Source organism: Thermomonas fusca DSM 15424 (assembly GCF_000423885.1).
Lineage (GTDB): Bacteria > Pseudomonadota > Gammaproteobacteria > Xanthomonadales > Xanthomonadaceae > Thermomonas > Thermomonas fusca.
Window position 1 is genome coordinate 53948 of the sequence record NZ_AUIV01000001.1, and the last position, 13749, is coordinate 67696.

At 69.3% G+C, this 13749-nt stretch carries 14 protein-coding genes; 4 read left to right on the top strand and 10 right to left on the bottom strand.

The features are described from left to right. Window positions 1–18: 18 nt before the first annotated feature. The 7 genes from G582_RS0100245 to G582_RS17345 form a co-directional block, all read right to left on the bottom strand. Entirely contained in the window at window positions 19–453 is a 435-nt protein-coding gene (locus tag G582_RS0100245) for a hypothetical protein (RefSeq protein WP_248642627.1), read from the bottom strand. Beyond that, window positions 422–679, bottom strand: coding sequence for an FAD assembly factor SdhE (locus G582_RS0100250; protein WP_028838110.1), 258 nt, complete (start codon window positions 677–679; stop codon window positions 422–424). The genes G582_RS0100245 and G582_RS0100250 overlap by 32 nt, the downstream gene beginning before the upstream one ends. 42 nt (window positions 680–721) lie before the next feature. Beyond that, window positions 722–1504, bottom strand: coding sequence for a succinate dehydrogenase iron-sulfur subunit (locus tag G582_RS0100255; RefSeq protein ID WP_028838111.1), 783 nt, complete (start codon window positions 1502–1504; stop codon window positions 722–724). An 83-nt stretch (window positions 1505–1587) separates the two neighbouring features. Further along, window positions 1588–3375 carry a succinate dehydrogenase flavoprotein subunit gene (gene sdhA / locus G582_RS0100260; protein ID WP_028838112.1) on the bottom strand — a complete coding sequence of 596 codons (1788 nt, stop codon included), beginning with the start codon at window positions 3373–3375 and terminating at the stop codon, window positions 1588–1590. Window positions 3376–3381: 6 nt separating this feature from the next. Beyond that, window positions 3382–3777 carry a succinate dehydrogenase, hydrophobic membrane anchor protein gene (gene sdhD, locus G582_RS0100265; protein WP_028838113.1) on the bottom strand — a complete coding sequence of 132 codons (396 nt, stop codon included), beginning with the start codon at window positions 3775–3777 and terminating at the stop codon, window positions 3382–3384. After that, window positions 3774–4184: a succinate dehydrogenase, cytochrome b556 subunit gene (gene sdhC / locus G582_RS0100270; protein ID WP_028838114.1), complete on the bottom strand. Its 411-nt coding sequence runs from the start codon at window positions 4182–4184 to the stop codon at window positions 3774–3776. Before sdhC ends, sdhD begins: the two co-directional genes overlap by 4 nt. Before the next feature lie 48 nt (window positions 4185–4232). Then, a complete protein-coding gene (locus tag G582_RS17345; RefSeq protein WP_343122278.1) occupies window positions 4233–4424 on the bottom strand; it encodes a DUF1674 domain-containing protein in 192 nt (63 codons plus the stop codon). 28 nt (window positions 4425–4452) lie between these two features. On the opposite strand from G582_RS17345, the gene ygfZ reads away from it, so the two are divergent. The 4 genes from ygfZ to G582_RS17010 all read left to right on the top strand — a co-directional run bounded on the left by ygfZ (window position 4453) and on the right by G582_RS17010 (window position 10187). After that, entirely contained in the window at window positions 4453–5307 is an 855-nt protein-coding gene (gene ygfZ, locus G582_RS0100275) for a CAF17-like 4Fe-4S cluster assembly/insertion protein YgfZ (RefSeq protein WP_028838115.1), read from the top strand. A 168-nt stretch (window positions 5308–5475) separates the two neighbouring features. Then, window positions 5476–7083 carry an FAD-dependent oxidoreductase gene (locus G582_RS0100280; protein ID WP_028838116.1) on the top strand — a complete coding sequence of 536 codons (1608 nt, stop codon included), beginning with the start codon at window positions 5476–5478 and terminating at the stop codon, window positions 7081–7083. Between the two features lie 3 nt (window positions 7084–7086). Further along, complete coding sequence (locus G582_RS0100285) at window positions 7087–8745, top strand: acetolactate synthase large subunit (protein ID WP_028838117.1); 1659 nt, start codon at window positions 7087–7089, stop codon at window positions 8743–8745. A 71-nt stretch (window positions 8746–8816) separates the two neighbouring features. Next, the gene (locus tag G582_RS17010) at window positions 8817–10187 is read left to right on the top strand and encodes a Tudor-knot domain-containing protein (RefSeq protein WP_051246357.1); all 1371 of its coding nucleotides are present in this window, start codon (window positions 8817–8819) and stop codon (window positions 10185–10187) included. A gap of 44 nt (window positions 10188–10231) precedes the next feature. On the opposite strand, the gene G582_RS0100295 is transcribed toward G582_RS17010, so the two are convergent. From G582_RS0100295 to G582_RS0100305, 3 genes are read right to left on the bottom strand one after another with little or no spacing between them, the layout of a single operon-like run. Beyond that, the gene (locus G582_RS0100295) at window positions 10232–12502 is read right to left on the bottom strand and encodes a thiamine pyrophosphate-dependent enzyme (RefSeq protein WP_028838118.1); all 2271 of its coding nucleotides are present in this window, start codon (window positions 12500–12502) and stop codon (window positions 10232–10234) included. A gap of 47 nt (window positions 12503–12549) precedes the next feature. Beyond that, window positions 12550–13191 (bottom strand): glutathione S-transferase family protein, encoded by a 642-nt coding sequence (locus G582_RS0100300; RefSeq protein ID WP_038052252.1) that lies wholly within the window; start codon window positions 13189–13191, stop codon window positions 12550–12552. Then, on the bottom strand, window positions 13188–13736 hold the full coding sequence (locus G582_RS0100305; protein ID WP_028838120.1) for a GNAT family N-acetyltransferase: 549 nt from the start codon (window positions 13734–13736) through the stop codon (window positions 13188–13190). The genes G582_RS0100300 and G582_RS0100305 overlap by 4 nt, the downstream gene beginning before the upstream one ends. Between the last annotated feature and the right edge of the window lie 13 nt (window positions 13737–13749).

A 13749-nucleotide genomic window follows, 5' to 3' on the forward strand; every position in this document is an offset into this window, starting at 1 on the left:
GCCCTTTCCAGTGACCGCCTATCCTGCCATCGATGCGCCGCCGCCGGCAGCCTCGCGCTGCTGCATCGCCAGCTTCAGTTCACGCCGGGCCGCGGCCGGCAGCATGTCCGGCCAGAACACCAGACGCCGGGTGCGCCCGTCGGGATCGCGCCAGCACAGGAACCCCAGGGGGCCGCGCCAACGCACGCGCAGCGAGGCCATGGGCATTTCATCGCAGCGGGCTTCGCCCAAACCTCCCGGAATCACCAGCGCGCGTGGCGGCTGCAGGACATGCCGGCGCACCTCGCGGATGCCCCAAGCGCCGGCCAGCAGCGTCAGCGGCCAGGCCACGATGGGCGGCAGGTCGGAAGCAAGCAGCGAGAACGGCGCCAGCAGCGCCAGGGCAAGCAGCGCGGCGGTCAGCCAGCGCGAGGGAAGCCAGTCAAACCGGCAGGGCGCGGATGCGTTCGACAAGCGCCGCGATTTCGACATCGCCGGGCACCTCATGGCCAAGGAACCAGCGCCAGAGTCTGTCGTCTTCGCTGTCCAGCAGGCGCAGGAAAACCTCGCGTTCGGCGGTCGGACTTTGCCGCCATGCACGATCCAGCCAGCGTTCCAGCAGCTGGTCGAGTTCGCGCATGCCGCGCCGGCAGCGCCAGCGCAGCTTCCTCAGTTCGGTCTCGTCGTCGAGGCTGTCCATGCGCGCGGCATCATCCCGCCGCAGCGGGAATCCGTCCTTCCATCAGATCTTGCGGGCCAGCATCAGCTTCTTGATCTCGGCGATCGCCTTGGCCGGGTTCAAGCCCTTCGGGCAGGTTCGCGTGCAGTTCATGATGGTGTGGCAGCGATACAGTTTGAACGGATCTTCCAGCTCGTCGAGGCGGGCGCCGGTGTCTTCGTCGCGACTGTCCACGATCCAGCGGTAAGCCTGCAGCAGGATCGCCGGGCCGAGGTAGCGGTCGCCGTTCCACCAATAGCTGGGACAGGCGGTGCTGCAGCAGGCGCACAGGATGCACTCGTACAGGCCATCGAGCTTGGCGCGGTCTTCCTTGCTCTGCAGGCGCTCGCGGTCGGTCGGCGCCGGCGTCTGGGTGCGCAGCCACGGACGGATGCTGGCGTGCTGGGCGTAGAAGTGGGTGAGGTCGGGCACCAGGTCCTTGACCACCGGCATGTGCGGCAGCGGGTAGATCGCCACTTCGCCGCCCTTCACGCTGTCGCTGGCGCAGATGCAGGCCAGCGTGTTGGTGCCGTCGATGTTCATCGCGCAGGAACCGCAGATGCCTTCGCGGCAGGAGCGGCGGAAGGTCAGCGTGGGGTCGATCTCGTTCTTGATCTTGATCAGCGCGTCCAGCACCATCGGCCCGCACGCCGCCATGTCCACCTCGTAGGTGTCGGTGCGCGGATTGAGGCCGTCGTCGGGGTTCCAGCGGTAGATCTTGAAGGTGCGCGGCTTCTTGGCGCCCTGCGCCGGGAAGTGCTTGCCCTTCTGGATCCTGGAGTTCTTCGGGAGGTTGAATTCGGCCATTTGCTGGATTCCTGCGTTGTAGGCGCGCCTTGGGCGCGACGCTCTGTTTGCTTCCGGTCGCGGCCGCAGCCGCCCCTACAGGTTCAGTAGACCCGCTTTTTCGGCGGCACCACTTCGACGTCGCTGCTGAGCGTGTACATGTGCACCGGCCGGTAGTCGATGCGGGTGTTGCCGGCGGCGTCGGCCCAGCAGATGGTGTGCTTGTGCCAGCTGTCGTCGTCGCGATCCGGGAAGTCCTCGCGGGCGTGCGCGCCGCGGGATTCCTTGCGGTTTTCGGCGGAAACAATGGTCACCAGCGCCTGGCCCAGCAGGTTCTGCAGCTCCAGCGTTTCCACCAGGTCCGAGTTCCAGACCAGCGAACGGTCGGCCACCTTGACGTCGGCGAAGCTGGCGTGGATGTCGCTGATCGCCTTGACGCCCTCGGCCAGGGTTTCGCCGGTGCGGAACACCGCGGCATCGCGCTGCATCGCGCGCTGCATGTTGTTGCGGATCTCCGCCGTCGGCGTGTCGCCGTGGGCGTTGCGCAGCTTGTCGAGGTTGGCCAGCGAGCGGTCGCAGGCATCGCCGGCCAGTTCCTTGTGCGGTGCGCCCGGCTTGATCGTCTCACTGCAGCGGTTGGCCACCGCGCGGCCGAACACCACCAGGTCGAGCAGCGAATTCGAGCCCAGGCGGTTGGCGCCGTGCACCGACACGCAGGCGGCTTCGCCGATGGCGTACAGGCCCGGCACCACGGAATCGGGGTTGCCGTCCTTCAGCTGCACCACTTCGCCGTGGTAGTTGGTGGGGATGCCGCCCATGTTGTAGTGCACGGTCGGGATCACCGGGATCGGCTGCTTCTCGACGTCCACGCCGGCGAAGATGCGCGCGCTCTCGGCGATGCCCGGCAGCTTCTCGTGGATGTCGGCCGGGTTGAGGTGGGTGAGGTCGAGGAAGATGTGATCCTTGTGCTCGCCCACGCCGCGGCCTTCGCGGATCTCGATGGTCATCGAGCGCGACACCACGTCGCGCGAGGCCAGGTCCTTGGCGTTCGGCGCATAGCGCTCCATGAAGCGCTCGCCGTTGCTGTTGCGCAGGATGCCGCCTTCGCCGCGCACGCCCTCGGTGATCAGGCAGCCGGCACCGTAGATGCCGGTGGGGTGGAACTGCACGAACTCCATGTCCTGCAGGCCCAGCCCGGCGCGCAGGGCCATGCCGCCGCCGTCGCCGGTGCAGGTATGCGCCGAGGTCGCGGAGAAATACGCGCGGCCATAGCCGCCGGTGGCCAGCACCACACCCTGGGCGCGGAACAGGTGCAGGGTGCCGTCGCTCATGTCCAGCGCCAGCACGCCGCGGCAGGCGCCCTCCTCGTCCATGATCAGGTCGAGGGCGAAGTATTCGATGAAGAAGCGCGCGTCATGCGCCAGCGCCTGCTGGTACAGGGTGTGCAGGATGGCGTGGCCGGTGCGGTCGGCGGCGGCGCAGGTGCGCTGCGCGGTGCCCTTGCCGTAGTGCGTGGTCATGCCGCCGAACGGGCGCTGGTAGATCTTGCCTTCCTCGGTGCGCGAGAACGGCACGCCGTAGTGCTCCAGCTCGATGATCGCGGCCGGAGCCTCCTTGCACATGTATTCGATCGCGTCCTGGTCGCCCAGCCAGTCCGACCCCTTGATGGTGTCGTAGAAATGGAAGCGCCAGTCGTCCTCGCCCATGTTGCCCAGCGCGGCGGAAATGCCGCCCTGCGCCGCCACGGTGTGGCTGCGGGTCGGAAAGACCTTGCTGATGCAGGCGGTCTGCAGGCCCTTCTGGGCCAAGCCGAAGGTGGCCCGCAGGCCGGCGCCGCCGGCCCCGACCACGATCATGTCGAACTTGTGTTCCTGAATCTTGTAGGCGGACATCGCAGGTCAGCTCCCGAGCGCGATGCGCAGCACCGCAAGCACGCTGGCGATGGCCGCCAGTGCGCAGATGAAAAGGACGGCAAGTTGGGCAACAGCGCCAGTCAGCGGCGTGTGCACGTAGTCTTCGATGATGACCTGCAGGCCGAGCTTGGCGTGCCAGAACATCCCCAGCAGGAAGGCCACCAGCACCGTGGCGTTGACCGCGTCGGCCACCAGCGCATGCACCACCGCGTAGTCGGCGGTGCGCAGCGAAAGCACCATGCCCAGCAGCCACAGCCCGCTCAGGCCGGTGGCAAGCGCGGTGATGCGCTGCCAGATGAAATGATGGGTACCGTCCTTCGCCGAACCCAAGCCGCGGGCGCGCTTCAGCGGCGTGCGCAGATCCTTCGCGTTTCCGTTCATGCCTGCCCCCAACGCGTCAGCACGATGCCCCAGGCGAGCACGGTGAACACCACGCTGCCGATGATCGAGATCCAGCTGCTGCGGATGAAATCCGGGATCGCGAAGCCCAACCCGCCGTCCTGCAGCAGGTGGCGGATGCCGTTGATGAGGTGGTAGGCCAGCGCCCAGCTGAAGCCGAACATCAGCAGCTTGCCCAGCGGCGAACCGAGGCAGGTGGCGAAAGCGTTCCAGCGGGCGGGCCCACCGGCCAGCGCCAGCAGCCCATAGACCAGCGCCAGCGCACCGACGGAAAGAGCGGTGCCGGTGGCGCGGTGGATGATCGACGTCATCATCTGCATCTGCCAGCGATAGACCTGCAGGTGCGGTGACAGTGGACGTTCGCGGATGCGAGGTTCAGGAGCAGCCATGAGCTGTGCTTTCTCCGGGCTGGGCGGCTTGCGCCGCGTGGCGGTGGATCAGAAGTCGATGCAGCGGCCGTTCTTTTCCCAATCCCCGTAACGGGTGGGATCCAGACCCCCGCGCCCGCCATGCTCTTCGGCGGCGGGCGGAACGTCCGGAACCGGTTGCGGCGCGGGCGTTCCGGGCGCGGCCTGTGCAGGCGCGGACTCGGGTGCGGGACTGGATTGGCCTATGATCGACACGTTCACAACCCGCTCAGTTTACGCCTCGCAACCGATGCACGACAAGCCGCAACCCGCACCAGACCACGAATTCCGACTGCCCGGCCATCGCCTGCTGTCCATATGCGGACGCGATGCAATCGCATTCGCGCAGGCGCAGCTCATGAATGACGTGGCTGCGCTGGCCGATGGGCACTGGCAATGGAACGGGTGGCTGACCGCCAAGGGCCGAGTGGTGGCGCTGTTCGCACTGCTGCGGCTGGACGCGGAAACGCTGTGGCTGCTGCTGGCGGATGCGGAGCCGACCGAGCTGGCCGCGCAACTGCAGCGCTATGTGTTCCGGAGCAAGCTGAAACTCGCGCCGCTGGACTTGCAGGTGATCGGTAGCTTCCAGCCGCCGGTACTCGCGCGCGGTTCCGCACTGGCGGCGTCCGCCGCCGATGACATCGAACTCGACATGGGCAGCGACGAAGCACCGCGCCGCCTGCAGATCCGTCGGACCACCGCCGTCGACGACGACGCCGCGCGCGAACGCTGGGATGCATTCGATCTTGCGCATGGCTTGCCCCGCCTGCCCGAATCGCAGGCCGGCCAGTGGACGCCGCAGCAGCTGTCGCTGGAACGGCTGCGCGCCTTCAGCGTCAGCAAGGGCTGCTACCCGGGCCAGGAAATCGTTGCCCGCACGCACTTCCTGGGCCAGGCCAAGCGCGGCCTTGGCCTGTTCGAAAGCGCAACGCCGCTGCCCGCCGCCACCGAGGTGACCGACGACGGCCGCGGCATCGGCACCATCATCGCCAGTGCCGGCAACCTGTCTCTGGCGGTATTGCCGCTGGAGCATCCCGATGCCGGCATCGTCGCGGCCGGTTTGCCGTTGCATCGTCGCCCGCTGGCGGACGGCCTGGCCCGCTGATCCGCACGCGGCCTCCGCTACGCAGCGGATCTCCGCCGCCGAACCGATACGGATTGACCCACGTGCTGCGCGTTGGCGTGACGGTTCGCCAATTGCCTTGGGGAACCGCTATGGTTGAGATCGCTGCAGCAACCGGCACGTGACCATGGCATTCCGGGGAATGGCCACATGGCATTACTGAATTCCGATGTACTGGTCGTCGGCGGCGGCCTTGCCGGCATCGTCACGGCGCTGGAACTGCTGCGCGCCGGCCACCGCGTGGTGCTGGTGGACCGCGACACGCCGGAGCGTTTCGGCGGGCTGGCGCTGTGGGCGTTCGGCGGCATGGCGCTGGTGGGCACGCCGCTGCAGGCGCGCCGCAAGATCATCGATACGCCGGAGATCGCGCTGCGCGACTGGATGCGCTTTGGCGAGTTCGATCCGGCCGACACCCACGCCACCGCGTGGGCGCGCCATTACGTCGAACACTCCCGCACCGACGTGCACGACTGGCTGCAGGCGCACGGCATCAGCTTCATGCCGGCGGTGAACTGGGTGGAGCGCGGGCGCGACGGCGACGGCAATTCGGTACCGCGCTATCACGTCGTCTGGGGCAGCTCGCGCGAGCTGGCGCGGCGGATGATCTCCGCGCTGCGCGAGGCTGGCGCGAACGGCAGGCTCACGCTCCTGCATCGCCACCGCATCACCACGCTGGAAACAAGTGACGGGCGCGTGGCCGGCGCGCGGGCCGTCGACGAAGCCAGCGGCAGCGAAGTCCGCATCGACGCGCCGGTGGTGGTGCTGGCCACCGGCGGCCTCAACGGCGGCCACGCCGAAACCCGCCGCAACTGGCCGCTGGAACGGCCGATGCCCGCCGCCATGCTCAACGGCGCGCATCCGTATGCCGACGGCGCCATGCATCACGCCGCCGAAGCGCTGGGGGCGCGCATCGTCCGCGCCGGCGAGATGTGGAACTACGCCGCCGGCTTCCCGCATCCGTTCCCGCATTTCGAGGGGCACGGGCTGTCGGCGATCCCGTGCAAGTCGGCGCTGTGGCTGGACCACGGCGGTCGGCGCATCGGTCCGGAGCCGCTGGTGACCGGCTTCGACACCCACTGGCTATGCCAGCGGGTGGCCGAGCAGGAAAAACCGTGGACCTGGCACCTGCTCAACTGGCGCATCGCGGCCAAGGAGTTCGCGATCTCCGGCGCCGAGCACAACCCGCGCATCCGCGACAAGCAGTTCCTGCGCTTCCTCAAGGAAACACTGCTGGGCAACCACCGGCTGGTGCGGCAGATGCAGCACGAGAGCGCGCACTTCCTGGTCGACGACACGCTGGCCGGGCTGGCGGACCAGATGAACGCGCTGACCTGCTCGCACGACGTCGATGCGGCCACGCTGCAGGCCACCGCCGATGCCTTCGATGCGAACTTCGCGGCAGGCGCGAACCCGGAGGCTGACCCGCAGGTGCAGCGCATCCTGCATGCGCGCCAGTGGGGGCCGGATGCGCTGCGCACCTGCAAACCCGCGCCGCTGCAGCAGCCTGGTGCCGGGCCCTACATCGCCATCCACATGCAGCTGATCACCCGCAAGAGCCTGGGCGGGCTGCGCACCGACCTGCATTCGCGCGTGCTGGACGCCGCCGCGGCGCCGATCGCCGGCCTGTACTGCGTGGGTGAAGCCGCCGGCTTCGGCGGCGGCGGTGCCTGCGGCAAGCGCTCGCTGGAAGGCACCTTCCTGCCCGGCTGCATCCTCACCGCGCGCGCCGCCGCGCGTGCCATCCACAGCGGAGCCTGAGCCATGAACGGCGCGCAAGCCCTGATGAAAACGCTGGCCGACGCCGGCATCGAGGTCTGCTTCTCCAACCCCGGCACCAGCGAAATGCACTTCGTCGCCGCGCTCGATTCGGAGCCGCGCATGCGCGCGGTGCTGGCGCTGTTCGAGGGCGTGGCCACCGGCGCCGCCGACGGCTATGCACGGATGGCCGGCAAGCCCGCCGCCACCCTGCTGCATCTTGGCTGCGGCCTCGGCAATGGCCTCGCCAACCTGCACAACGCGCGCAAGGGCAAGGTGCCGGTGGTCAACATCGTCGGCGACCACGCCACCCACCACGTGCCGTTCGACGCACAGCTGCAGTCCGACATCGAAACCGTGGCGCGCAACGTCTCGCCCGGCTTCGTGCGCACATCCAAAACCACCGCCACGCTGTGCGCCGATGCGGTGGCCGCGATCCAGGCCGCGCGCGGCCTGCCCGGACAGGTAGCGACACTGATCCTGCCCGCCGACGTCAGCTGGGGGGAAGGCGGCACGCCTTGCCCGCCTCCGCCCGCGCCCGCGCCGCCGCCGGCGGACGACGCCAGCGTTGCCGCCATCGCCAGCGCCATCCGGAGCGGCGGCAAGGCCGCCCTGCTGCTGGGCAGCAACGCGCTGCGCGAACCGGCGCTGCTGGCTGCGGCGCGCATCGCCGCGCAGTGCGGGGTGAAGCTTTTCTGCGAAGTCTTCCCCACCCGGCTGGAACGCGGCGCCGGGCTGCCGGCGGTGGAGCGCATCGCCTACCTGGCCGAACTGGCCACGCTGCAGCTCACCGGCATCGAGCACTTGGTGCTGGTGGATGCGAAACCGCCGGTGTCGTTTTTCGCCTATCCCGGCAAGGCCAGTGAGCTGGTGCCGGACGGCTGCCGCGTGCATGTGCTGGCGACGCCGGCGCAGGACGCCGGCGCCAGCCTCGACAGGCTCGCCGCCGCGCTGGGCGCGACGCAAGCGACGCCTGCGCTGCAACCCGTTGCGCGGCCTTCTCGCCCACGAGGCCGGCTCAGCGCCGCCAAGGTCTGCAAGGCGGTCGGCCACCTGTTGCCGGAGCGCGCCATCGTCATCGACGAGGCCATCACCTCCGGCCTGCTGCTGGGCGCGATGACCGCGGGCGCGCCGCGCCACGATCTGCTCACCCTCACCGGCGGCGCCATCGGGCAGGGCCTGCCGAATGCGGTGGGCGCGGCCATCGCCTGCCCGGATCGCCCGGTCATCGCGCTGGTCGGCGACGGCAGCGCGATGTACACGCTGCAGGCGCTGTGGACGATGGCGCGCGAGCGTCTGGACGTCACCACCATCATCTTCAACAACGCGTCGTATTCGGTCCTCAATGTAGAACTCGAACGCGTGGGCGCCGACGCCGCGCCGGGCCCCAAGGCCCGCTCGCAGCTCGACCTGCACGGTCCGGTGCTGGACTTCTGCCGACTGGCGCAGGGCATGGGCGTGCACGCCGCCCGCGCCGACAGCGCGGAAAGCTTCTGCAAGGCGCTCGAATACGCGCTGGCCCGGCCCGGTCCGCACCTGATCGAAGCGGTCGTGCCGGAAGCGCTGGGCGGCACCAAGCGCCGCATGCTGCCCTGGCTGCTGCGTTCGCTCCCACGATTGCCGCTGCCGCTGGCGCGGACGCTGAAACACAAAATCGCGCCCTGATGATCCAGATCAATCCTCGCGCTGGCGCCACGGACCAAGATCCCGAATCCATCCGTGTCCAAGGAGTCGTTATGCGCCTGCTCGCTGCATCCTGCATCCTCCTGTGCCTGTCCCTGCCGGCGCTGGCCGGCCAGCGCGTGGATCCCTCCAGCATGGATCGCGCCCCGCTGGTGGCCAATCCCGGCGCACCCGAGGCGGCCATTGCCGGCAGCTGGGACGTATGGATCCCGGGCGCGGTGATGTACTCCAGCGACGGCCGCAACGTCTACCAGCACTACCAGGCCGGCGCGGCGATGAACCGGTTGGAGATCGCCGCGGACGGCCGCTACCGTTGGGGCGGACGCAGCGGACGCCTGGAGGAGGTGCGCCCCTGGCACCACCAGCCCGGTCGCCGCTATTACCGGCTGCTGCATCCCTCCGGCGGCGAATACGAGTTCTATCGCGCCCCCGACGACCGCTTGATCGTCCTGTTCGGTGGCGTCGGCGGCCACGCGGCCACCGGCACCCGGCTGGGCGGCAACAGCGCCGCCGCAGCGCCACCGGCAGCTGCCAGCGGCGCCTACGCCCCCGGGGCGCGCGTGACCGTGGAATGGAGCGGGCGCTGGTATCCGGCGCAGATCCTGCAGACCCGCGACGGCCGGTCCCTGGTGCGCTACGACGGCTACGGCAGCAACTGGGACGAATGGGTGCCGCCAGGCCGCATCCGTTCCGGCGGCGACGGCGGCGCGCCCGGTGGAAACGCGACGGGCAGCCGCAGCGGCGGCAGCGCGACGCCGGCGTCCGGCAATCCGCTGGGGGTGCAATGGCAGGGGGGCTCGAGCGCCGCCCCCGCGCCGGCACCGGCATCGCCCGGCAATCCTCTGGGCGTGGAATGGCAGGGCCGCCGCGCTGGTGCGGCGCCCGCAACCGGGGCGTCGGGCGCCTCCAACCCGCTCGGCGTGGAGTGGGCAGGATCCACTCCCCGAACGGCAGGGCCCGCGCCCGCCACGCCGGCAACGCCGGCAACGCCGGCTCCGGCTCAACCGCGGCCTGCGCCGCCAGTGACCGCACCGCCCGCACCACCGGTCGCAGGACCGGCGCCAACGCGTCCCGCACCCAATACGCCGCCTGCCGCCGCGCCCTCGCTGGCCGATCGCTGGTTCTACCGCGCCGCGGCCTTCCACGACGCCAGCGGCGTGACCAGCGAACATCTCGACACCCGCGGCACCCTCACCCTCAAACCGGATGGCAGCTACGAGCAGAACCTCTACATCGGCGGCATCCTCAACGCGATGAAGGGCCGCTACACGCTCGCGGGAAACCGGCTGACCACCCACTACTCCTGGCGGGGGCAGCCGGCCAGCGACGACATGCAGGTGCAGCTCAGTGCCGACGGCAACACCCTGACGCTGCTGCGGCAGGGCTCGCCCACGGTGTACTACACGCTGGAACGGGCCGAATGACCGGCCCGCTCCCGCGCTGAAGCCTCGCCCGATGCAGCCGGCCCTCAGGCCAGCTGCTGCGCCGCCGCGACGATGTCCTCGTCCTTCGGGATCACCAGGAACGCCGCGCCGGCCAGCGGCGTGTAGGTGTCCGCACCGACGACGCGCCTGATCGGCTTGCCGCCGAAGCCGCCTTCCGTGATCGCGGTGATCACGCCTTCGCCAATGCCGGCGCTGAAGCGGCCTTCATCGACGACCAGGATGCGATCGCATTCGCCCGCGTGCCGGGCAATCGCGGCATGGTTCAGCGGCACCAGCCAGCGCAGGTCGACCACGCGCACCTTCCAGCCGTGCTTCTTCTCGATCTCGCGCGCGGCGCGCAGGCTCATCGGCACGCCGTTGCCGAAGCTGAAGATCACGCAATCGGTGGCGTCCGGGTTGTAGGCGCGCTCCTCGCCCAGCACCAGCGCCTGGTCGGGCGCCGGGTACTCGGTCAGCCACTGGCCGTCGCCAGGCTCGTACAGGTCCTTGGTCATGTACAGCGCGATGGGTTCGAGGAAGGCGGTGACGCGCCCGTCCACCTTCGCCAGCGCCGCCAGCGTGCGCAGCATCATCGCGGCGTCGTCGCCGCGCGAGGGGCAGCCGACCACCAGGCCCGGGATGTCGCGCAGCGCGGACACCGAGTTGTCGTTGTGGAAGTGCCCGCCGAAGCCGCGCTGGTAGCCCAGGCCGGCGATGCGCACCACCATCGGGTTGCGGAACTGGTCGTCGCTGAAGAACTGCAGCGAGCAGGCCTCGCCGCGCAGCTGGTCGATGGCGTTGTGCAGGTAGGCCAGGTACTGGATCTCGGGGATCGGCAGCATACCCATGTTGGCGAAGCCCTGCGCCATGCCAAGGATCATTGTTTCGTCCAGCAGCGTGTTGAACACGCGACGGTTGCCGAACGCCTTGTGCAGGCCCTTGGTGACCGTGTACACGCCACCCTTCTGGGCAACATCTTCGCCGAACAGCAGCGTTTCCGGATACTTGGCGAACAGGTCGTGCAGGGCCTGGTTGATCTGGATGGCAAGGTGCTTCGGCACCTGCTTCTCGGGCAGCCTCTCCTCGCTGCCGAAGGCCTTGATGCGCGCCTCATGCGACGGCGCGCGCGTCGCTTCGGCCTGCACCTTGTCCGGCGTGTACGGCGCCAGCGGCCGCATCACGTGCTCCAGCGTCTCGATGCGCGGACGGCTGTCGGCGTCCTCGGCGGCGGCGAAGCACTTCTTCCGCGTTTCCTCGTACAGCGCCAGCACTTCGTCCTTGCTCATCGCGCCGGACTCCAGCGCGATCGCGGCCGAACGCAGCAGCGGATCGCCCGCCTCCACCGCGCACAATTCCTCGATGCTGCGCCACTCGATCTCGAAGTCGGTGCCGGCGTGGCCCATGATGCGCTGTGTGCGCAGGTGCAGGAAGGTCGGCCGACGCGTCCGCCGGCAATGCTCGACCGCGCGCAGCACGTCGCCGTAACCGCTGGCAAGGTCGAGGCCATCGGCGAAGAAATAATCGAGGTCCGGACGGTTGCGGAAGCTTTCGCCGATCCAGCCGGTGGGCGTCTTCACCGAGATGCCGATGCCGTTGTCCTCGCAGACGTACAGCACCGGCGCCGGCAGCTTCTGGTAGGCCGTCCAGCTGGCGGCGTTGAACGCAGTCTGCGCGGTGGCGTGGTTGGCGGAGGCATCGCCGAACGAACAGATGGCGATGGAATCGTCCGGGATCGGCAGGCCCACGCCGAGGCGCTTGCCGGCTTCGATCGCCACCGCAGTGCCCAACGCCTTCGGCAGATGGGATGCAATCGTCGAGGTCTGCGGCAGCACCCACAGCGGCTTGCTGCCCCAGACCTTGTGGCGGCCGCCGCTGGCCGGATCTTCCGCGCTGGCGGCGAAGCTAAGCGCCGAATCCATGACCGGATCCATCCCCGGCAGCTTGCGGAAGCGCTCGGCCATGAAGCCGCCGCTGCGATAGTGCAGGAACGCCGGGTCGGTGTGGCGGGCTGCGCGCGCAACCATCGCGTTGCCTTCGTGGCCACTGGAGCCGATGGTGTAGAAGACCTTGTTCTGCACCCGCAGCACGCGCGCCATCAGGTCCAGGTGGCGCGAAATCAGCTGCGACTCGAACAGCTCGCGGAAGCCGCGGGCATCCAGCGCGCTGCCGTCGAGGATGGCCTCGTCCGGCGCCGGCCTGGGCTGCGCATGGCCGTTCCAGCCGCGCACGAATTCCTGGAAATTGACGTCGCAGATCTCGGCGCGGTTGAGGCCCTTCATGCGGGCCGGGATGGGGTTGGGAACGGTATTGAACATGCGGGTCTCCCCTCCCCGCCGCGCGGGAAGGACGATGGGAATGAAGGTCAGGTGGACTGGTCGATCAGCGCCTGCGCCGCGGCGTCCGGCGCCGGCATCGGCACGAAGCCGGGCGTGGCCTCGACGCGGGCCAGCCAGTCGCGCACGGCCGGGTACGCGTCCAGCGCGATGCCGCCGTGCGGGGCCACGCAGGTATACGCATACAGGGCGATGTCGGCGATGCCGTAATCGCTACCGGTGAACCACGGATGCGACGCGAGGTGCTGCTCCATCACCGCCAGCGCGGCGTGGCCGCGTTCGCGCAGCGTGGGCAGGCCGGGACGGCGCGGCGAATCCAGCGGCGTCCAGCCACAGATGAAGCGCGCCACCGCGATGCAGGGCTCGTGGCTGTACTGCTCGAAGAACATCCACGACAGCGCCTGCGCCTTCTGCCACGGATCGGCCGGCAGGAACGGCGTGCCGTCGGCCAGCCAGCACAGGATTGCGTTCGACTCGACCAGGACGCTGCCGTCCTCGCGCTCGACCATCGGCACCTTGCCGTTCGGATTCTTCGCCAGGTAGTCCGGCGTCCGAGTTTCGCCGATCGCGCTGTTCGTTTCGATCCAGCGGTAGTCGTGGCCAAGCTGCTCCAGCAGCAGCTTCACCTTGTGGCAATTGCCCGAAGGCGAGAAGCCGTGCACGGCGATCATGCGAAACGCTTCCGGTTTTCCGCCCAGTCCGCGCGGCTCTGGCCCCAGGCATCGGACGGCGCGTCTTCGTAAGGCGCCGGCAATTTCACCGCACCGAGGTTGCGCGAACCAAGCCGCTGCGCCAGCGCCTGCGACGCGGCGTTGACCGGATCGATGCAGTGGATGACATCGTCCCAGCCGAGGTTGGCGAAGGCCCAGTCGAGCGCGGCGACGGCCGCTTCGGTCGCATAGCCACGGCCCCAGGCGTCCGGATGGAAGGTCCAGCCGATCTCGTTGCCCGGCCAGCCATCCGGCTTCCACGGCCCGACCTGGCCCAGCCAGCGGCCGCTGGCCTTGTCGATCACCGAGAACATGCCGAATCCCTGCACCACCCAGGCACCCGGCATCTGCAGGAAGCGCCGCCACGCCGCGGCGCGCGGCTGCTGCCCGCCGATGTAGCGCGCGGCCTCCTCGTTGCCCAGCACCTCGGCAAAGCGCTCGAAGTCGCCCGCCTGCGGCACGCGCAGGCGCAGGCGAGCGGTTTCGAGGGTGGGACCGAACTCCATCGCCGGCCTCCGC